17 protein-coding genes and 1 pseudogene are annotated in these 17,331 nt (G+C 70.0%); 8 read left to right on the plus strand and 10 right to left on the minus strand.

What is annotated here, in order from left to right; translation table 11 throughout:
* Positions 1 to 92 precede the first annotated feature (92 nt).
* From AB0761_RS35495 to AB0761_RS35520, 6 genes are all read right to left on the minus strand, one after another.
* Positions 93 to 1,064: an endonuclease/exonuclease/phosphatase family protein gene (locus tag AB0761_RS35495; protein WP_377274496.1), complete on the minus strand. Its 972-nt coding sequence runs from the start codon at positions 1,062 to 1,064 to the stop codon at positions 93 to 95.
* A gap of 176 nt (positions 1,065 to 1,240) precedes the next feature.
* A complete protein-coding gene (locus AB0761_RS35500; RefSeq protein ID WP_377273382.1) occupies positions 1,241 to 2,203 on the minus strand; it encodes a D-alanyl-D-alanine carboxypeptidase family protein in 963 nt (320 codons plus the stop codon).
* Positions 2,204 to 2,372: 169 nt separating this feature from the next.
* Positions 2,373 to 3,686, minus strand: a complete 1,314-nt coding sequence (locus AB0761_RS35505) for an ATP-binding protein (protein WP_377273383.1) — start codon at positions 3,684 to 3,686, stop codon at positions 2,373 to 2,375.
* 14 nt (positions 3,687 to 3,700) lie between these two features.
* The gene (gene cseB, locus AB0761_RS35510; RefSeq protein ID WP_377273384.1) at positions 3,701 to 4,408 is read right to left on the minus strand and encodes a two-component system response regulator CseB; all 708 of its coding nucleotides are present in this window, start codon (positions 4,406 to 4,408) and stop codon (positions 3,701 to 3,703) included.
* Between the two features lie 948 nt (positions 4,409 to 5,356).
* Entirely contained in the window at positions 5,357 to 6,127 is a 771-nt protein-coding gene (locus AB0761_RS35515) for a GNAT family N-acetyltransferase (protein ID WP_377273386.1), read from the minus strand.
* Positions 6,128 to 6,136: 9 nt separating this feature from the next.
* Positions 6,137 to 6,550: a hypothetical protein gene (locus tag AB0761_RS35520; RefSeq protein ID WP_377273387.1), complete on the minus strand. Its 414-nt coding sequence runs from the start codon at positions 6,548 to 6,550 to the stop codon at positions 6,137 to 6,139.
* Between the two features lie 120 nt (positions 6,551 to 6,670).
* Between AB0761_RS35520 and AB0761_RS35525 the strand changes: the two genes are divergently transcribed.
* Positions 6,671 to 7,468: an SDR family oxidoreductase gene (locus AB0761_RS35525; protein ID WP_377273388.1), complete on the plus strand. Its 798-nt coding sequence runs from the start codon at positions 6,671 to 6,673 to the stop codon at positions 7,466 to 7,468.
* Between the two features lie 53 nt (positions 7,469 to 7,521).
* On the opposite strand, the gene AB0761_RS35530 is transcribed toward AB0761_RS35525, so the two are convergent.
* Both AB0761_RS35530 and AB0761_RS35535 read right to left on the minus strand, forming a co-directional pair.
* Positions 7,522 to 7,980 carry a hypothetical protein gene (locus AB0761_RS35530; RefSeq protein WP_377273389.1) on the minus strand — a complete coding sequence of 153 codons (459 nt, stop codon included), beginning with the start codon at positions 7,978 to 7,980 and terminating at the stop codon, positions 7,522 to 7,524.
* Positions 7,964 to 8,971 carry an NADP-dependent oxidoreductase gene (locus tag AB0761_RS35535; protein WP_377273390.1) on the minus strand — a complete coding sequence of 336 codons (1,008 nt, stop codon included), beginning with the start codon at positions 8,969 to 8,971 and terminating at the stop codon, positions 7,964 to 7,966. Before AB0761_RS35535 ends, AB0761_RS35530 begins: the two co-directional genes overlap by 17 nt.
* A gap of 100 nt (positions 8,972 to 9,071) precedes the next feature.
* Here AB0761_RS35535 and AB0761_RS35540 point away from each other — a divergent pair.
* Positions 9,072 to 9,966, plus strand: a pseudogene (locus tag AB0761_RS35540) (LysR family transcriptional regulator).
* A gap of 384 nt (positions 9,967 to 10,350) precedes the next feature.
* On the opposite strand, the gene AB0761_RS35545 reads toward AB0761_RS35540, so the two are convergent.
* A complete protein-coding gene (locus AB0761_RS35545; RefSeq protein ID WP_377273391.1) occupies positions 10,351 to 10,710 on the minus strand; it encodes a transposase in 360 nt (119 codons plus the stop codon).
* A gap of 95 nt (positions 10,711 to 10,805) precedes the next feature.
* Here AB0761_RS35545 and AB0761_RS35550 point away from each other — a divergent pair, with 95 nt between their 5' ends.
* The 5 genes from AB0761_RS35550 to AB0761_RS35570 all read left to right on the plus strand — a co-directional run bounded on the left by AB0761_RS35550 (position 10,806) and on the right by AB0761_RS35570 (position 15,321).
* Entirely contained in the window at positions 10,806 to 11,261 is a 456-nt protein-coding gene (locus tag AB0761_RS35550) for a VOC family protein (RefSeq protein ID WP_377273392.1), read from the plus strand.
* A 320-nt stretch (positions 11,262 to 11,581) separates the two neighbouring features.
* Positions 11,582 to 12,829 carry a histidine kinase gene (locus AB0761_RS35555; protein WP_377273393.1) on the plus strand — a complete coding sequence of 416 codons (1,248 nt, stop codon included), beginning with the start codon at positions 11,582 to 11,584 and terminating at the stop codon, positions 12,827 to 12,829.
* Positions 12,817 to 13,467 (plus strand): response regulator, encoded by a 651-nt coding sequence (locus AB0761_RS35560; RefSeq protein ID WP_377273394.1) that lies wholly within the window; start codon positions 12,817 to 12,819, stop codon positions 13,465 to 13,467. Before AB0761_RS35555 ends, AB0761_RS35560 begins: the two co-directional genes overlap by 13 nt.
* A gap of 320 nt (positions 13,468 to 13,787) precedes the next feature.
* On the plus strand, positions 13,788 to 14,786 hold the full coding sequence (locus AB0761_RS35565; protein ID WP_377273396.1) for an NAD(P)H-dependent flavin oxidoreductase: 999 nt from the start codon (positions 13,788 to 13,790) through the stop codon (positions 14,784 to 14,786).
* Positions 14,787 to 14,904: 118 nt separating this feature from the next.
* Entirely contained in the window at positions 14,905 to 15,321 is a 417-nt protein-coding gene (locus tag AB0761_RS35570) for an immunity 53 family protein (protein ID WP_377273398.1), read from the plus strand.
* A 200-nt stretch (positions 15,322 to 15,521) separates the two neighbouring features.
* On the opposite strand, the gene AB0761_RS35575 is transcribed toward AB0761_RS35570, so the two are convergent.
* The gene (locus tag AB0761_RS35575) at positions 15,522 to 15,965 is read right to left on the minus strand and encodes a hypothetical protein (RefSeq protein WP_377273399.1); all 444 of its coding nucleotides are present in this window, start codon (positions 15,963 to 15,965) and stop codon (positions 15,522 to 15,524) included.
* Positions 15,966 to 16,354: 389 nt separating this feature from the next.
* Here AB0761_RS35575 and AB0761_RS35580 point away from each other — a divergent pair, with 389 nt between their 5' ends.
* Positions 16,355 to 17,038 (plus strand): ribonuclease H, encoded by a 684-nt coding sequence (locus AB0761_RS35580; RefSeq protein ID WP_377273400.1) that lies wholly within the window; start codon positions 16,355 to 16,357, stop codon positions 17,036 to 17,038.
* Positions 17,039 to 17,331 lie beyond the last annotated feature (293 nt).

Raw genomic sequence — 17,331 nt, forward strand, 5'->3', positions numbered from 1 at the left:
GCGGCGGTCGCGGTGGTCGCTCCCATGCAGACGACCGTACCGAGGACGTACGACAGAGGCGTGCCGATGACTTCACGCCGGTCAGGGAGGCGTCAGTCCTTCGGGCCGTCGGCCGCCCCGCCCGGGTCGAGGTCGAGGCGGGCGGCCACGGGAAGGTGGTCGCTCGTCGTCGCCGGCAGGGTCCAGGCCGAGGTGGTCTTCACGCCCTTGACGAATATCTGGTCGATCCGGATGACCGGAAACTCTGACGGCCAGGTGAAGCCGAAGCCGTTGCCCGCCGTGGACTGGGCCGAGGACATGCCGGAGGTCAGCGGGCGCAGTGCGCGATCGTCGGCGGAGCCGTTGAAGTCGCCCATCACCACGACGTTTCGAGCGTGCTCCGCCCGTACCGCCGTGGTCAGCCGGCCCAGCGCCGCGTCACGTGCTCCTGTGGTGAAACCGTCCGGGTTGACGCGTACTGAGGGAAGGTGCGCCACGTAGACCGCGAGGGGACCCTCGGGGGTCTGCACCGTGGCGCGCATGGCCCGGGTCCACGGCATGATCGGCACGGCGTGCGCATCGCGCAGCGGCGAGGTGCTCCAGAGGCCGACCGTGCCCTCGTAGAAGTGGTACGGGTAGGCGGCGGCGAGGGCGCGCTCGTACGTCGGTGCCGTCTCGGGGCTCAGTTCCTCCAACGCCACCACGTCCGCCTTGGCTGCGATCAGGCTCCGCACCGTGCCGCGGGGGTCGGGGTTGGCCTGGTTGACGTTGTGGCTGAGCACGGTGAGGTCCCCTCCGGACGACGACTTGGGGGCGAGGGTGCCGCCGAAGAGCGCAGCCCAGAGCACGGTCGGCAGGACGACGGCCGCCGTGGCCGCTCGCGACCGGCGCAGCAGGGCCGTGGCCCAGAGCACCGGGATCGCGAGGGCCGTCCAGGGCAGCAGGGTGTCGACCAGACTGCCCAGGTGGCTGGCTGTGTTGGGGATCCACCGGTGGCCCAGGAGGAGCAGGGCAAGGAGGACGGAGAGGCCGGCCCTCAGCGTTCCGCGGGGACGGAGACGTGGCGACCACCGATGCCGCGGCAGAGGAGACCGTCCAGGCCGGGAGCGTTGTAGCCGTCGTCGCCGGGGCCTGGACTCCGTGGCCGACGACGCACCGGTCCCTTCCGCCTTCACGCCCGTCGGGCCCGGCCGCTCGTCGCCCTCGGCTCCTGCACCGCCCGGTTCCACGCCGCTTCCTGTACGTGTGGTCGTCATGGTGCTCAGCCCTCCGTCCGTGCCGAGGCCAGGCGGTCGCGGAGCCCGTCGATCAGCATCCGGCTGTTCTCGATGGCCGCCCGGAGTCCGTCACCCGCCGAGGTGTTCGCCCGCTGGTGCAGGACCGCGCCCAGGAGCAGACGGGTTCGGCCGCCGACGCGCACCTCGCTGGCCCACAGGAGGTTGCCGCCCGCCGGCGTGCTGGAGCCGGTCTTGATGCCCACGACGCCCGACGTGCCCAGCAGGGAGTTGGTGTTCGTCAAGGGACCTGCGCCGGGCAGGGCCAGGGTCCCGCTCGCCACCACGGCACGGAACACCGGGTCCTTCATGGCCTGCCGGGCCAGTTTCAGCTGGTCGAGCGCAGTGCTCCTGGTGGTCGGCTCGATCCCGCTCGCCCCGGTGTACGTCGAGTGGTCCATCCCCAGCTCGTTCGCGGAGCGCTGCATCTTCTTTGCGAAGGCCTCCTCGCTGCCGGAGTCCCAACGCGCCAGCAGCCGGGCGATGTTGTTCCCGGAGGGGATCAGCAGCATCTCCAACAGCTTCCGCTCGGAGTACTTCTCACCCGCCCGGACCGGCACGGTCGACTCGTCGCCGACGCCCACTTCGTTCGCGGCCTCGCGGTCCGCCTCGATCTGCGGCCCGGGCTCGTCCGGCTCAAGGGGATGTTCTCGGAGGAGGACGTAGGCGGTCATGACCTTCGCCAGGCTCGCGATCGGCACCGGCCGCTGGTCGCCCCATGCGCCCAGAGGCCCCATGCCCTCGGCCTCGACCGCACCCTGGCCCTCGCTCGGCCACGGGAACGGGCCGCCCGCGAGGGCCTGGTGCCCCCCGCTCGGTCCTGCGGTGGGAGCGTCCTCGGAGCCGGAACCATCGGACGCCCTGTTCGCGGTGAAACCCAGTGCCACGAGGAGGAGCAGCGCCAGCACGCCTCCCAGGACCTGCTGACGGCGGGAATGGGGCAGGGACATCGGAAGCCACCTCCGAGGCTGACGCACGTGATCGGTACGGCGGCAACACTGCGGGTGCGGTATGTCCGGACGCCGGACGGCGGAGCGTCGCAAGCGCTCGGGAAGCCATCAGTTGTGTATCGGACCGGGACGGCGAAGCGCCGACTGCGGCCGGCGGGCGAGGCGCGGGCTACGGGCGGGTGTCGGTACCGCGGGCGCCCGGACCCACGGCGTCGGCGTCTGCGCCGGCCTCTGACCACCGGACCGGTGCCGACCCGGAAGCCCGCAGGCGCACGACCGCCACCGCTCCCCCGTCCCCGGGATGGTTGGTGAAGTGCAGATCCGCTCCGATCACCTGCGCCTGACCGGATGCGATCGTGAGGCCCAGGCCGTGTCCGCGGCCCCGTTCCGCCGTGCCGGTGCGGAACCGCTGGGGGCCGTGCGCCAGGAGGTCGGCGGGGAAGCCGGGCCCGTGGTCCCGTACCGTGATGGTCGGACCCGAGACGGCGATCTCCACAGGCCCGGATCCGTGCCGGTGCGCGTTGACGACCAGGTTGGCGACGATCCGGTCCAGGCGGCGTGGATCGGTCTCGACCGCCGGAGCTCCCACGGCGCTCACCCTCGCCGTCAACCCCGTCCTCGCCACCGACTCCTCGACCAGTCCGGCGAGGTCCACCTCGCGCGGCTGAGCGTGCTCGGCGCCCGCGTCCAGGCGGGAGATCTCCAGTAGGTCCTCGACCAGGTCGCGCAGCACGCGGACGCGGTCCCGGACCATGTCGGTCGTCTCCCCTTCGGGCAGCAGGCCGACGGAGGTGACCAGGCCCATCAGCGGGGTGCGCAGCTCGTGCGCCACATCGGCGGTGAAGCGCTGCTCGCGTGCGATGCGGTCGCGCAGGCTGTCGGCCATCGCGTCGACGGTGGCCGAGATCTCGGTGACCTCGTCGCCGCCCCGGTTCCCCATCCGCGTACGCGCGTCCAGGTCGCCCGCCGTGATGCGGCGCGCCGTACGAGCCACCCTGCGCAGTCGCCTTGTCGGCAGCTCCGTGGCGAGGGCCGTCATGGGAACCACGACGGCAAGAGTGACCAGCGAGTACTTCCACATGTGCCGGTCCAGGGCCTGCCGGGTGAGCAGGTCGGGGGTCATGTCGGCCTTGATGGCGTACAGCTTCCCGCCCCGGGTCTTCGCCGCCCAGAAGGAGGGGTGGTCCCGCTGGTCCTCGTAGAAGGTGCCCTCGCCGTGCAGCCGCACCTGGCGCAGCAGGGGGTCGGGAAGGTCGCCGGGGGCCGCCAGAGGCGGTACCGCGCCGGAGTTCCCGGCGTCGTCGATCGCCCTGTTCAGGGACTCGGTGGCCCTGGCGGCGCCCTCGTACATCGACCGCTTCAGGGTCGACCCGTGTACCAGCACACCGACCGTCAACGCCATCGCAGCGCAGGCCAGGGTCACCAGGACGATGGTCTTCCAACGCACGGAGCGGGGGTTCAGCAGCCCGCGTATGATCGGCATCTCGGTTCTCCGGTTCAGCGCCGCAGCTTGTAGCCGAAGCCGCGGACCGTCTCGACGCGGTCGGCGCCGATCTTCTTGCGCAGCCGCTGGACACACAGGTCGACGACCCGCGAGTCGCCGTCCCAGCCGTAGTCCCACACATTGCGCAGCAGGGTCTGGCGGTTCAGCACGACGCCGGGGTTTGCCGCGAACTCCAGGAGGAGCCGCAACTCGGTCGGGGCGAGAGCGATCTCCTCGCCGTCCCGGTACACCTCCAGCGCCGCGGGGTCGATGGCGAGGTCGCCGAAGACCAGCCGGCCGACCGGTTCGGTGTGTCCGGCTCGCTCGGGCCGCTCTGCGGGGGTGTACGCCGCCCGGCGCAGCAGCGAGCGGATCCGGGCGACCAGGATCGCGGTGTCGACGGGCTTGACGACGTAGTCGTCGGCGCCGGCTTCCAGCCCGGAGACCACGTCGAGGGAGTCACTGCGTGCGGACATCATCAGGACGGGGTCCATGCTGGTCTCCCTGATCCGGCGGCACAGTCCGATGCCGTCCAGGGCCGGCAGCATGACGTCGAGCAGCAGCAGGTCGTAACTACCCTCACGGGAGAGTTCGAGTCCGGTCAGCCCGTCACCGGCCGTGGTCACGTGGTAGCCGTAGCGTTCCAGGGCCATCGCGACGGATCTGCGGATCACCTCGTCGTCCTCGACGAGCAGGATTCTCACGGGAGGGGAGTCAGACATGTGCATCCATCGGCGGGTGTGGTTCCGGTCGGTCTCCCATCATGCCTCGCCGGACCGTGGCGGCGGCGGGGCTCGGCTCCTGGTCAGCGTGGTGCGGCGAGGTTGATACGTGGCTGATACACAGGCGCGCGGCTGTGGACGCCCGAAGCGCCTGTTCGCCGACTGCGGCCGCGGCCTCAACCAGGATCACGAGACCTGCCGCCGTGACCTGGTGGCCTGGGCGCGTCCGTCGCCGGGTCGTCGAAGCCGCCTTCGCACCCCCTGCGCCACTGCCGCCGTCTGCGCACCCGCTGGGAGATCCGCCACTTCCGGCGGTCCGAGGTGCGGGCCGTTGGGACCGGCGCACATGCCGCTCAGGCGGCTGACGTGGACCCTGCCTGGACGCCCCACAACAGGTGCACGGGGCGGGGGAGACAGTGGTCGAGGACAAGAGACCGCGCACGGGGCTGAGTGCGGTGTGTGCGAGGCCGGCTGTCGTGGCGGCGAGGTGGCGGGCGGGCGCAGGGTGTGTGGACCGTGGGCGGGGGCGCCCCGCCCGTGGTCCGGATGCGCGACGATGCGCTCGTCGGCTACGGCCCCCGGGACGGGGACCGGCGCTGGACACTGCCGGCTCCCGTGCGCGAGTCGGTCTGCGGAATGAGCGAGCGCGTCGTCGACGGGATCGGCCCCGTCGTGTTCGTACGGTGTGGGGCGTCGACACCCGTACCGGCCGCAAGGTGTGGGAGCGGAGCATCAAGGGCGTCGACCGGTCCACCTCCGGCAGCGACCTGTTGGCGGCCGACGGGGATGTGGCCGTCGCGCTGACCGACAGCGGGGTCCAGGCCTACGGCCTTGCCGATGGACAGCCGCGTTGGGGCGCCGACCTGCGCGAGAACGGCTGCGGCAGACGGCGTGACTTGACGAACGGCCAGTGCGGGTGGTTGGAGCCGCTGTTGCCGGTGGGTATGGTCAGCCGGCCGTGCGGTAGTGATAGGCGCAGACTTCGGTGAAGCCCGCCTTCTCGTACAGCCAGCGGGCAGGAAGATTGTCGCGCTCCACCTGCAGATACATGCGGTCGGTCCGTTGAGCCTCAGCCCAGCGTGCCAATGCTTCGAGCACGCGGCGACCCGCGCCCCTGCCGCGCGCCTGAGGCAGAGTCGCCATGCCGAACACCCCGGTCCAGCCGTCGTCGACGACCGCACGGCCGACCGCGACGACTTCGTCACCGATGGCCACGCGTGCGTAGCCGCACGGACGTTCCACGCGTGCGAGCATGTCCCACGCCGACTGTGGGTTGCCCCCGTTCACGGCGTGCCAGACGTCGAACCACGGGGCCGTCGGTTGATCGTCCACACCGAACTGCAACGGCCCCGTCGACGGCAGAGCCCCGATGTGCGCGGATGAGGCCACCTGCAACGACACGGGGCTTTCCGCACGGTAGCCGCGCTCTGCCAGCAGCGCGTCGAGGCCTGGCGGGCACACACCCGGGGTGATCTGGACCCGCGCGATCGCACCGCGTGCGGCATAGAACTCCTCGGCCCTGACGACCCGGCCCAGCAGCTCGCCCGGTGCTGCGTCACCATGCGGCAGCACCGTAGCGACCCACCAGGAACTACCGGGGGCGTGACGGAGCCACCATCCGTCCGCGTGCTCAATGTGCTCAGCGGGAAGGGCCCGGGCCGCCTTCTCCTGCAGTTCCCTGATCATTTCCGAGCCGACCGCGGCAGGTGATGCCGCCACGACACCACCTCACCTAGCCGCCGTGCATTGGACGTTGGCAGATGCTGGCACACGAGCAGCCACGTTCGAAACAGGCCGGTCCCCGGCCCGGCTTTCGTGGGTCGGGGAGACGGGTCTCGCGCGCAGGCCGTTGCATACGATCGCGGTGACGCGCTCGAGCGCGGCGAGGTCGGCATGCGTGCGGCCCTCAGCGCGGACCAGGCAGCCGGTCATGAGGGCTTTGGCATCGGCGCAGTCGATGTCGCTCCGCACCGCTCCGGCCGCCTGAGCGCGGTCGAGCAGGCCGCGCAGACCGGCCGTGACGTCGTAGCCAGCCTCCTCAGCGGCCGCCTCCCGGTCGTAGCCCGCTCCGGCGAGCGCCTCAGCGAGCCCTCGGTGGATCGTCCCCTCTGGGGGAGTCGGGTGTCGGAACTGCCCGAACACCTACCTGATCTGCGTTCTGTGTGCCTTGTGGTGGCTGGGGCTGCGCCTTCAAAGGGTTTGAGGGAGGCAGCATCCGAGAAACGGGTGCCGTATTCAGGGCGGTCCGCCAGGATGAGGATCATGACCGATGAGACGCGCGTGGGGAGTCAGCAGGACCTGGGAGAGGCAGGGCGCCCGCTTGCCTTGGTCACGGGGGCGGGACGTTCGGCGGGGATCGCGGCGTCCGTGGTCCTGAATCTGGCGCAGGCCGGGTGGGACGTGGCCTTCACCTACTGGACTCCGTATGACGCGCGCATGCAGTGGGGCATGGAGTCCGGTGCGCCCGAGGAGTTGCAGAAGAAGGTGACGTCCCTTGGGGCGCGAGCACATGCGATCGAGGCCGACCTGAGCGACCCGGCCGTGCCGGCTCAGCTCTTCGACAGCGTCGAGCGTGAGCTGGGGAACGTCACCGCGCTGGTGCTCTGCCATTGCGAGTCGGTCGACTCCGGCTTGTTGGACACCACAGTGGAGAGCTTCGATCTGCACTTCGCAGTCAATGCGCGGGCAACCTGGCTGCTGATCCGGGAGTACGGGCTGCGGTTCCGTGGGCAGCACGGCAGCGGGCGGATCGTCAGCCTGACCAGCGACCACACCGCCGGCAACCTGCCTTATGGGGCAAGCAAGGGCGCGATGGACCGGATCACATTGGCCGCTGCCCGTGAGCTTGCCCACCTGGGAGTGACCTGCAACGCGATCAACCCCGGACCGACCGACACCGGGTGGATGTCCGAGGACCTGAAGGCGGACATGATCCGCCTCACGCCCTTGGGGCGCCTGGGTGTGCCGCAGGACTGCGCGAATCTCGTCACGTTCCTCTGCTCCGCAGAGGGTGGATGGATCAACGCCCAGCTTCTCCAGAGCAACGGCGGCCTGGGCTAGCCCCATCCTCCGCACGTCACTGGTCTGAGTGACGTCTGTCGGGCCGGCGCTGGTCAGGCCAGGTTGATTTCCAGCAGGTCGAGGAGGTGCAGCTGCACGCCGCGGGTGATGTGGAGTATTTGGGGCGTGCAGTTGCCGGGGGTGGTGGCCAGGACGAGTTCGCCGAGGTGGTAGAAGATCATGCGGGTGATGGGGCGTTCACGCCGCTTGTCGGGGTACAGGCCGGTCATCCTGCCGTCTGGGCTGCCTTCGCGTTCCAGGGCGCGGCGTACCTGGTGTTCGATCAGGCTGTAGACCGGCAGCGCGAGCATGAGGACGTGCAGCAGTGCGGCGATGCGTTTGTTGCCGTGGAGGAAGACCGGTGCCACGGCCCGGTGGCCCTTGAGCTCGCTGTAGCGGCGTTCGACCTGGGGTTGGCCCTTGTAAGCCAGGAAGACCTGGGCAGCGTCGGCTTTCGCGGCGATCACCCAGATTTTCGCGGAGGCCGGAGCAGGCCTACGCGTGGTTCGCACGCACGATGATCTTTCCGGTGTTCTGGCCGTGGAGCATGCCCAGGAAGGCGTCCACGATGTGCTCGAACCCGTCCACCACCGTCTGGTCGAGCGTGAGTCGGCCGCTCTGCAGATGGGGGACCGCGAACTCGTGCAGCTCGTCCTGCAGGGCGCGGTAGTTGCTGACCAGGAAGCCCTCCATGCGGAGGCTCTTCTCCACGATGTCCGAATAGTTGACGTGCGGCGGGGGCTCGTCCGGGGTGTTGTAGCGGCTGATCGTGCCGATCCGGACGATGCGCCCGAACTCGCGCAGTGCGCCCACCGCAGCGGCCAGTTGTTTGCCGCCGACGTTGTCGACGAAGACGTCGATCCCGTCCGGTGCAGCCTTGGCGAGCAGTTCAGCGACAGGGCCGTCGTGGTAGTCGAACGCCGCGTCGTAGCCCACTTCCCTGGTCAGGTGGTAGACCTTGGCCGCCGAACCCGCGCTGCCCACCAGTCGGCCGGCGCCCAGCAGCCGGGCGAACCGGCCGGTGGCCGTGCCGACGCCGCCGGCCGCGGCGGAGACGAAGAGGTCGTCGCCCTCGCGGAGCCGGGCGATGCGGGTGAGGCCCACATAAGCGGTCAGTCCGGTGCCGCCGAGAACGCTCAGGTAGGCCGTCAGAGGGACCCCGTCGAAGCGGGGGAGTCTGCGGATCTCCTCGGGCCGGACCACGGAGTGCGTGCGCCAGCCCTGCCGGTGGAACACGATCTCGCCCTCGGTCAGCCCCGGCGTCCGCGAGGCGACGACGCGCCCGAGGGCCCGGCCCTCGAGCGGCGCGTGGAGCGCGAAGCCGCCGGGCACGTCATCCATCATCTCGCGGTGGTACGGGTCGACGGACCAGTAGAGGTTCTCCACGAGCGCGGTGCCGACCGCTGGATCGGGAACCGTGGACTCGACGAAGGTGAAATCCTCGGCGGTGGGGAAGCCGTGGGGGCGGGCGGTCTGCTGGACGGTGATCGCGTACTCGGTCATGCCGGGACCATAGGACGGGAATGGAGCCCTCGGGCAGGCGGTTCGGCTCATGTAATGCCCCATTCCATGAGCAGTCCTCATATTCTGAGGTGAGCGCCCCATGACCCGCACGACCGACACCGATCTCGCTCCGCACGAACTGCGCATCCTGGTGGCAGTCGCAGACGTCGGCAGCTTCTCGGCCGGGGCTGAGATGCTCGACCTGACACAATCTGCGGTCTCCCACTCGGTACGCGGCAGCGAGCGCAAGATCGGCGCCGTCCTGTTCGAACGCGGCCGCAACGGCGCGAGGCCCACTGCGGCGGGAGAGAAGGCGGTGGCGCATGCGCGCCGCATCCTGCGCCTGCTGGACATGCTCGTCGCCGAGGCGCGGGGAGCCGCACGGTCCGAGGCGACACAGGCGCCAAAGGGCCCGCTGCGGATCGCCGCCTTCCGCAGCACCGCCCTGCACCTTCTGCCGCCGGTCCTGCAACGGCTGCGCACGGCATCCCGGGATCGAGCCGCAGGTGCGGATCGTCCGCGAGCTCGGGCGCGGCACGGCGGGCGAGGTGGCCGACGGGAGGGCGGATCTCGCCATCACCACCTTGGACGGAGCCCAGCCGCCTGTGGGGCTGGTGGCGAGCGGTCTCTTCGAGGAGAGTTACTCCCTGGTGCATCCGGCCGGACACCCGGCTCCGCGCTCGCTGCCGCTGGTCGACTGGGCCGAGAACTGCGGGTCGTACACCCGCGCCTGGTGGGCCGCGCAGGACTGGATCCCGAAGGCCACGATCGAGGCCGAGGACGACGGAGCAGTGCTCTCGCTCGTGGGCGGGGGGCATGGAATGGCGATCATGCCCGCGCTCTCCCTGGTCGGAGCACCGGACTCGATCGAGATCACCGATCTCGGGCCGGGGCGCCCGACGCGCCGTGTCGGCTACGTGACCACCCCGGAACTCGCTGGCTCCGCCGCCGTGCGCGCTCTGGTGCGGGAGCGGGGCGTCGGCGCCACTCTCTGACGGGCAGGCGCCGACGAGGCCACGCGGAGGGTCCCCGAGAACCGAAACGTGCGGAGGATGGGGCAGCCGAGCGCAATGGTGCACCGCACGCCCGTCCGCGCAGGCAGGCGCGGTGCGCCCGGGAGCCGCAGGCCCTTTCGGCGTGAACCTTGTCCGATCGGGTGCGCGGTCGGCCTGGTCCGGTCCGAGGTATGCGGATGGCGTTCGGGACCGGCGGGGGATTGTCGTGCCGCTGGGCGGCCGTGACCGGCAGGGACAGGGGCTGCTGTCCCTGCCCGACCACCAGGTCCGGCTTGGTGGACAGCCCGCCGCGCGAGCGGCCGCAGCCCTGGTCGTTGGGCTCGGTGTCGACGCCTCTTGGGGGGTCCTTTGGGAGATCCCCTTTTACGCGCCCCGGCGGCGTGCTGGTGGGCGCCGGGCAATGGTGGAGGCGACGCTCACGTCCCAGGGGGTCAGGCCCTTCGCGTCGGCCCAGGCTTGCCGTTGCTCGAAGATCCGCCTCCAGGTGCCGTCACGCTGCCACCGCCGGAACAGGTCGCAGGCCCGGGCCCACGGCCCGTACTGCTTCGGAAGAGCGCGCCATGGGGTGCCGGTTCGGGCCCGCCACCGTATGCCATCGATCAGCTGCCGATGGTTCCAGGTCCGCGGACGGTCCGGGATCTTGCTCACCGGCAACAGCGGTTCCAGTCCCTCCCACTGGCCGTTCGTCAGATCACCACGTCCCACGGTCAGTGATCCATCCATGACCTTGATCCACTTTCGCGGCAGATCCTGGAACCAGAGATCATTCGGAAGAGTCGCGGCCCATGCTTGTCGGACCTGCCTACACTTTCCCGGCTATGGAGATGACGTTGCAGCTGGTGATCGACTGTGCTGACCCGCAGAGGCTGGTGAGCTTCTGGGCGACGGCTCTGGGATATGTTCCCGAGCCCCCGCCGGCCGGGCACTCCACATGGCGGGAGTATTGGGCCGACATGGGCGTGCCCGAGGAGGAGCTGACCGGGGGCGCCGGGGAGACCCCGGAGTCGATCATCGACCCTGCCGGGCGGGGGCCGCGGGTGTGGTTTCAGCAGGTCCCCGAGCCGAAGGTCACCAAGAACCGGGTGCACCTTGACCTGAAGGTGGGCGGCGGGCGTGAGGTCCCGTTGGCGGTCCGCGTTCAGCGGGTCACCACTCGGGTGGAACAGCTCACCAAGGCCGGCGCCACCGTGCTGCGGATCATGGATGAGCCGGACATGGAGCACTACGCCGTCGTTCTGCAGGACCCCGAGGGCAACGAATTCTGCGTCGTCTAGTACTCCGGCTGTAGATCTTGATCACGACTGTTGGAGGGCTTGACGTTGGTAGTGGCTGCTCCGTGCACGGGCCTGGTGTCGTCGGCGCCAGCATGACCAACTGAGCCAGTGCGCCAGGCCGCGTGGTTGCGGTGCGGCGAAGGCGGTGCAGAGACGTTGGATCTCGCCGCAGGTCAGCGGGGCGAGCAAGCCGACCTACCGACCCGAGATGCTGTCCGCCCACAGGCCAAGATCAAGATCTACAGCTGGTATTAGGTTCACCATGAGATCGGGTACAGGTTTCATGGCACCGTCCTCCTGCGGTGGCCTAGCGTCGTGCCATGACGATTCCAGCTGGACTGAGACGCACGGTCCTCCGGGCGCAGCGGGACACCGGCTTTCTTGCCGCTGGTGTGCTGCCGCACCTGGCGCTGGTGCCCGTGTGGGCCTGGGCGGCGGCGACTACCGCCAAGACGGGGAACTGGCTCCTTACGGTTTCCATGTCGGCCGCCCTGGTCCTGCTCGGCACCCCGGTGCTGACGGCCGTTCAGCGGGCCCGCTACCGGGTGCTCATCGGTGTGGACGTCCCCCGGCTCACCCCCTCCGCGCCGGAACAAAGGACGTGGGCCTCGGCCGCCCGGTGGCTCGCGGCGACGCGGCCTTGGCGCAAGATCGGCTACCACCTCCTGCTGGGCCCGCTGCTCGCGCTGCTGGAGCTGCTGGTGCTCGCGGTGGCAGCGGCGTGCCTGGTGGGCGTCAGCGCCTACGCCTGGTCATGGGCGCTGCCAACTGGAATCCGCCAGGACTGGTTCGGCTGCCTGACCCAGCTGCCGGCTTACACAGCGGCTGGACTTCTCCTCCTGTGCGCCCTGCCCTGGACCGTGCGGGCAGTAGCCCGGGCCGAGGCTCGGCTGGCGTTGGGCCTGCTCGGGCCCAGCCGGGCGCAGCGGCTCCAGGAGCGGGTCGATCAGCTGGCCGTGAGCCGGACCGACTTGATCGAGGTCGTCGACGCTGAGCGCCGCCGGATCGAGCGCGACCTGCACGACGGCACCCAGCAGCGGTTGGTCTCTCTCGCGGTCAACCTGGGTCTGGCCATTGCCACCCGCCCGGACCTGTCGAGTGATGCCCGCGAGGTGATCGCGAGAGCGCACCTGGAGGCGAAGGAGGCGATCGCCGAACTCAATGACCTGGTGCGGGGGCTGCACCCGGCCGTGCTCGAAGACCGAGGTCTGGACGCGGCGTTGTCCGGGCTGGCTGCCCGCACGCCCCTGCCGGTGCGGCTGCGGGTCGATCTGGAGGAGCGGGTGGCGCCCAACGTGGAGTCAGTCGCGTACTTCGTGATCTCTGAGGCGCTGACCAATGCAACGAAGCACGCCAGCGCGATGCGTGCAGAGGTGATGGTCCGTCAGGTCGGCGAGGTGCTGCGAGTGCGCGTTACCGACGACGGGCTGGGCGGTGCCGACGCCGCCGCCGGCACGGGGCTGACCGGGCTGGCCAAGCGGGTCGGCTCCCTCGACGGGGCCTTCTACGTCAGCAGCCCCGTTGGCGGGCCCACCACCATCACCGCGGAGCTGCCGTGCGCGCGGTGATCGCCGAGGATTCGGTGTTGTTGCGGGTCGGCCTGATCAATGTGCTGGAGATGGGCGGGTTCCAGGTCGCCGCGGAAGCCGGCGACGCGGAGGGGCTGTTGGCGGCAGTGGCGGAGCACCGGCCCGAACTTGCCTTGATCGACGTCCGGATGCCGCCCGGCTTCACCGACGAGGGGGTGCGGGCGGCGATCGAGATCCGTCGGCGCTGGCCGGGGACGCCGGTGGTGCTGCTTTCGCAGTACGTGGAGGAGCGGTACGCGGCTGACCTGCTGTCTTCGAACACCAGCGGTGTGGGCTACCTGCTCAAGCAGCGGGTTGCCGATGTCGCCGACTTCGTGGCGGCGGTCCGGCGAGTGGCGGACGGGGGCACGGCCCTGGACCCGCAGGTCGTCGCCCAGTTGCTGCTGCGGCGCGACAGCGACCCGCTCGCGCGGCTGACCCCCCGCGAACGGGAGGTGCTCGGCCTGATGGCCGAGGGGCGCTCCAATGCCGGCATCGCGCAGGCGCTGGTGGTCAGCGAGAGCGCCGTGGCGAAGCACATCAACAACATCTTCGCCAAGCTTGACCTGCCCGTGGTCGACGCGGACCACCGCCGCGTCCTGGCCGTGCTGCGGTTCCTCGGAGCGTCCCGGGCCTGACCTTCCCATCCGTGATCACGATCTACAACTGAAGGGCATAGGACCCCGTCAGGCAGTGCTGGTCGCAGCCACTCCTTGATGACCGCGACCAGCACCGTCGCCTCGTAACGAATGGCGAGCTTCGCCGACCGTACGGATCACCGTGCGTGAGACGTTGGCTGCCCGCTGCCCGCTGCCCGCTGCCCGCTGCCCGCCGGACAGCTGAGACCGAGGACGGAAACAGCAGGTCTGCTGTCCGTGCTGCGCCTTGCGCGTGACGTAGGGCCGAACAAGCGCGTCGCAACCGCACGCAGCCGGTGTTGGACCTGTTCCATCGAAACATGGAAACTGCACCACCGGCTCTGCGCACCCGCTTCACAGAACTCGTCGGCTGCACGGTGCCCGTCCAGCTGGCCGGCATGGGCTGGGTGAGTGGCGTGGACCTGGCTGCCGCGGTCTCCGAGGCCGGCGGCCTCGGCATGGTCGCCTTCCCCATGGCAACACCCGAGGTGCTCACCAGCCTGTTGGAGGAGGTGCGGCAGCGAACCACCCGGCCGGTCGGGGTCAATTTCGTCCTTCCGTTCGTGGAGGACGAGACGTGCATCGACATCGCCGCGCAGCGGATGTCCGTCGTCGAATTCTTCTGGGCGCCTCCCTCCCCACGTCTGGTCGCCCGGGTCCAGGCTGGCGGGGCGCTGGCCGCCTGGCAGGTCGGCTCGGTGGAGGAGGCACGGGAGGCGGCGGACGCGGGGTGCGACTTCGTCGTCGTCCAGGGAGCGGAAGCGGGCGGGCATGTCCGCGGATCCAGGGCCCTGCTGCCCCTGCTCGGTGAGGTGGTGGAGTCCGTCGACATCCCGGTCGTGGCAGCCGGCGGCATCGCCACCGGGAGATCCGTGGCCGCGATCCTCGCCGCGGGCGCCGACGGAGCCCGTATCGGGACCCGGTTCATCGCCACGACCGAAGCCGACGCTCACCCGAAGTACCAGCAGGCCGTGATTCGGGCCGGCGCCGCCGACACCGTACTGACCTCCCAGTTCTCGGTCATGTGGCCCGATGCGCCGCACCGGGTTCTGTCGGACTGCGTAGCCAGGGCGCGCGCCCTCGACACCGGCATCGCAGGCGAGGCCGTGCTGGGCGGCACCCCGGTACGCGTCCCGGCCTCCAGTCCGATCTGCCCGACCCGGACCACGACCGGGCAGGTGGACGCGATGCCGCTCTACGCGGGTGAGGCGGTCGGCGCCGTCACGAGGATTGAACCCGCCGCGGACGTGGTCCGCGAACTGACCGTCGACGCGGTTGCGCTGCTGCGCCGGGCGGCCTCCGGCCAGGATCCCGACTGACTACGGCCTCGGCCCCGCGGGTCCGGCACGCATACCCGGATCAGCCATCGCGACTCCCAGGGCAGTTGGACCAGCCGCGTCTGGTTCCGAACTTGCGGCAGACCTAGCATCTCGTGCCATGAACGATGCAGAGCACGTCTTTGACTGGCTGCAGGGCTGGTACGCCGCACAGTGCAATGAGGACTGGGAGCACGAATGGGGCGTGAAGATCGACACGCTCGACAACCCCGGTTGGTCCGTTCGCATCGACCTGGAGGAGACCGACCTCGAAGGACACGACTACCCCCGCCAGGACCTCAAGCGCAGCGGGAACGACTGGGTCATGGCATGGACCTCTGGCATGACCTTCCATGCCGCGTGCGGACCGGGCAACCTCTCCGAGGCGCTCCGCCTCTTCCGCTCGTGGGCGGTAGAAAACGCCCCCAACGAGCAGCAAGATGGCCCCGCCTCAATACCGCCGGCCCCGGACACCGCCCCTCCCGGCGAACCTGTGCGGTCAGATCACCAGCCCGGCGCAGTTTCGACCTGCCAGTAGTCAGGCAGCCCGATGCCGGCCATCTCCGTTCCCTCCTTCAGCATTCAGCTGAGGATGCGGGGCCGGTTCAGCAGCCCTGGGCGCCTGGTCGCCGTCGGCCATGGGCAGTTCGCCGGCGAGCACGGAGGCGGCGACGGCCCCGGGCCGCCGGGCGGGCACCTGGGCGTCGAGCCGTCCCCCGTGCGTTGCGGGGATCACTTTCAGACGCCGCCGCCGGAGATGCGCCATGCCTTCCCGACCTTGGTCAGTTCGAGGCCGTGGCCGTCGGTGGCGTGGTTCGCCGCGATCGAGCGCTTTGCTTTGCTGCCAGTACCGATCTTGATGTCCTGCGCGTACACCTTGGCCTTGGTGCTGTCCTTCGTGTCGTAGGTGACCTTGCGGACGTGTGCGTCGCGAAGTTCCCCGTACTCGCCGACCGGCAGGTTGTCGTGGTGCCGCTTGAGCGTGGCGGGGCAGTCACCCAGCTGTTGCCGTAGCTGTTCGGTGAGTTGCTGGCAGGCGGCGGAGTAGTTGCGGTTGCCGAGATCGTAGAGATAGTTGTCGACGACGTTGGTGACGCCGGTACCGCCGGTGCGGCTGCATGCCGCGAGCGCGACCAGTGCGACCGCGACAACCGCGGGTGCGATGACGAGGTTTGGTCTCATGGCTTACCTCCCGAATGGGGCGCTGACCGCGCGCGGACCAGGGGTGCGTCGGATGCGGTCGACGGCGCGCGTATGGGGCACGTCGTGGTCCTGTCCGCCTGTCTCGCTCACTTCGACAGCTCTGCGGGTGCTGATGAATCATCCGGTCTGGCAAGGTTGGGTGTCGATACTTTCGGAGGGTTCCGCAGAGCCGGTCTCATCGGTGGATCTCCAGGTGCCTGATGTCCCCCGGTGCGTTGATCGGCCGCGGGGAGCGGCCGGAGCGGAGAGGCCGAGTGCTCGGTGTGGTCCTCGGTCGTTGTAGACGCCGAGGGTTGTGATTGCGGGCAGCAAGGTCACGTGGGCGGACGGGACAGGACCAGGCCGTCGCGTCCTGGCATGATCGGTGCATGGTCGAACGAGTCATTGCAGCGTGTGACGGAGCAGCCAAGGGCAACCGGGGCCCAGCGGCCTGGGCCTACGTGGTCGCGGACAGTGCCGGGGTTCCGCAGCGTTGGCAGGCCGGTTCGCTCGGGCACAGCACCAACAACATCGGCGAGCTCACGGCGCTGGAGCAGCTGCTGCTCGCGACGGATCCCGCCGTACCACTGGAGGTGCGTCTCGACAGCACGTACACCCGGGACGCGGTGACGAAGTGGCTGGCTGGGTGGAAGCGCAACGGCTGGAAGACCGCGGCCGGCAAGCCGGTTGCCAATCGCGAGCTGATCCAGCACATCGACGCGCTTCTGGAAGGGCGGGACGTCATCTTCGTGTACGTTCCCGCCCACCAGGTGAACGGCGATCCGCTGAACGCCATCGCGGACAAGGCTGCCAGTGATGCCGCCCGCGCCCAGGAGAGCGCCGGTGGGACCGCCGCCGACCTCCCTGTGCCCGAGCCGTCTCCGAGCTCTTCACCGCGTGCTGGGCGCGCTGCCCCATCGTCCCGTACGAAGCGTTCCTCGGGCGGTTCGCGGACCCTGCCCGCGCGTTACGTCGGTACGTGCCCGTGCGCCAAGCCCTACGCCAAGGGCGACATGATCACCAGGGTCGGCAACAGCTGGGGACACCCGCAGTGTGCGGAGGCGCACGCCTGAGCCCAGGAGCGACGCCGGGTCGGTGTCGGTGTGCCTTCCTCGTGACCGCCGTCGGCAGCGGGGGGCCGGCGGCGGGTGCGCTCGGGAAGTCGAGCAGGTCGTCCAGGCGTGATGAATGGCGGGTCGGCCCGGCCCACGTGCACGTCGACTGGACTCCGCGCCGGGCTTCGCACGTGCTCGCCATCCCGGTATCCGCGACCCGGACCACCTGGAGTCCGGTGTCGCGGCCGGTGCGGTGCGTCTGTCCGACGAGGAACTGGAGGACCTCAGGACTGTGGCGCAACGCGTCCCCT

It is taken from the genome of Peterkaempfera podocarpi (genome assembly GCF_042466665.1).
GTDB classification, from domain to species: domain Bacteria; phylum Actinomycetota; class Actinomycetes; order Streptomycetales; family Streptomycetaceae; genus Peterkaempfera; species Peterkaempfera podocarpi.

Bases quoted from the DNA above. Each gene is read 5' to 3' on its own strand.
- AB0761_RS35500 (WP_377273382.1), bottom strand. From the start codon at position 2,203: ATGTCCCTGCCCCATTCCCGCCGTCAGCAGGTCCTGGGAGGCGTGCTG.
- AB0761_RS35505 (WP_377273383.1), bottom strand. From the start codon at position 3,686: ATGCCGATCATACGCGGGCTGCTGAACCCCCGCTCCGTGCGTTGGAAG.
- cseB (WP_377273384.1), bottom strand. From the start codon at position 4,408: ATGTCTGACTCCCCTCCCGTGAGAATCCTGCTCGTCGAGGACGACGAG.
- AB0761_RS35525 (WP_377273388.1), top strand. From the start codon at position 6,671: ATGACCGATGAGACGCGCGTGGGGAGTCAGCAGGACCTGGGAGAGGCA.
- AB0761_RS35535 (WP_377273390.1), bottom strand. From the start codon at position 8,971: ATGACCGAGTACGCGATCACCGTCCAGCAGACCGCCCGCCCCCACGGC.
- AB0761_RS35545 (WP_377273391.1), bottom strand. From the start codon at position 10,710: ATGGATGGATCACTGACCGTGGGACGTGGTGATCTGACGAACGGCCAG.
- AB0761_RS35550 (WP_377273392.1), top strand. From the start codon at position 10,806: ATGGAGATGACGTTGCAGCTGGTGATCGACTGTGCTGACCCGCAGAGG.
- AB0761_RS35555 (WP_377273393.1), top strand. From the start codon at position 11,582: ATGACGATTCCAGCTGGACTGAGACGCACGGTCCTCCGGGCGCAGCGG.
- AB0761_RS35565 (WP_377273396.1), top strand. From the start codon at position 13,788: ATGGAAACTGCACCACCGGCTCTGCGCACCCGCTTCACAGAACTCGTC.
- AB0761_RS35570 (WP_377273398.1), top strand. From the start codon at position 14,905: ATGAACGATGCAGAGCACGTCTTTGACTGGCTGCAGGGCTGGTACGCC.
- AB0761_RS35575 (WP_377273399.1), bottom strand. From the start codon at position 15,965: ATGAGACCAAACCTCGTCATCGCACCCGCGGTTGTCGCGGTCGCACTG.
- AB0761_RS35580 (WP_377273400.1), top strand. From the start codon at position 16,355: ATGGTCGAACGAGTCATTGCAGCGTGTGACGGAGCAGCCAAGGGCAAC.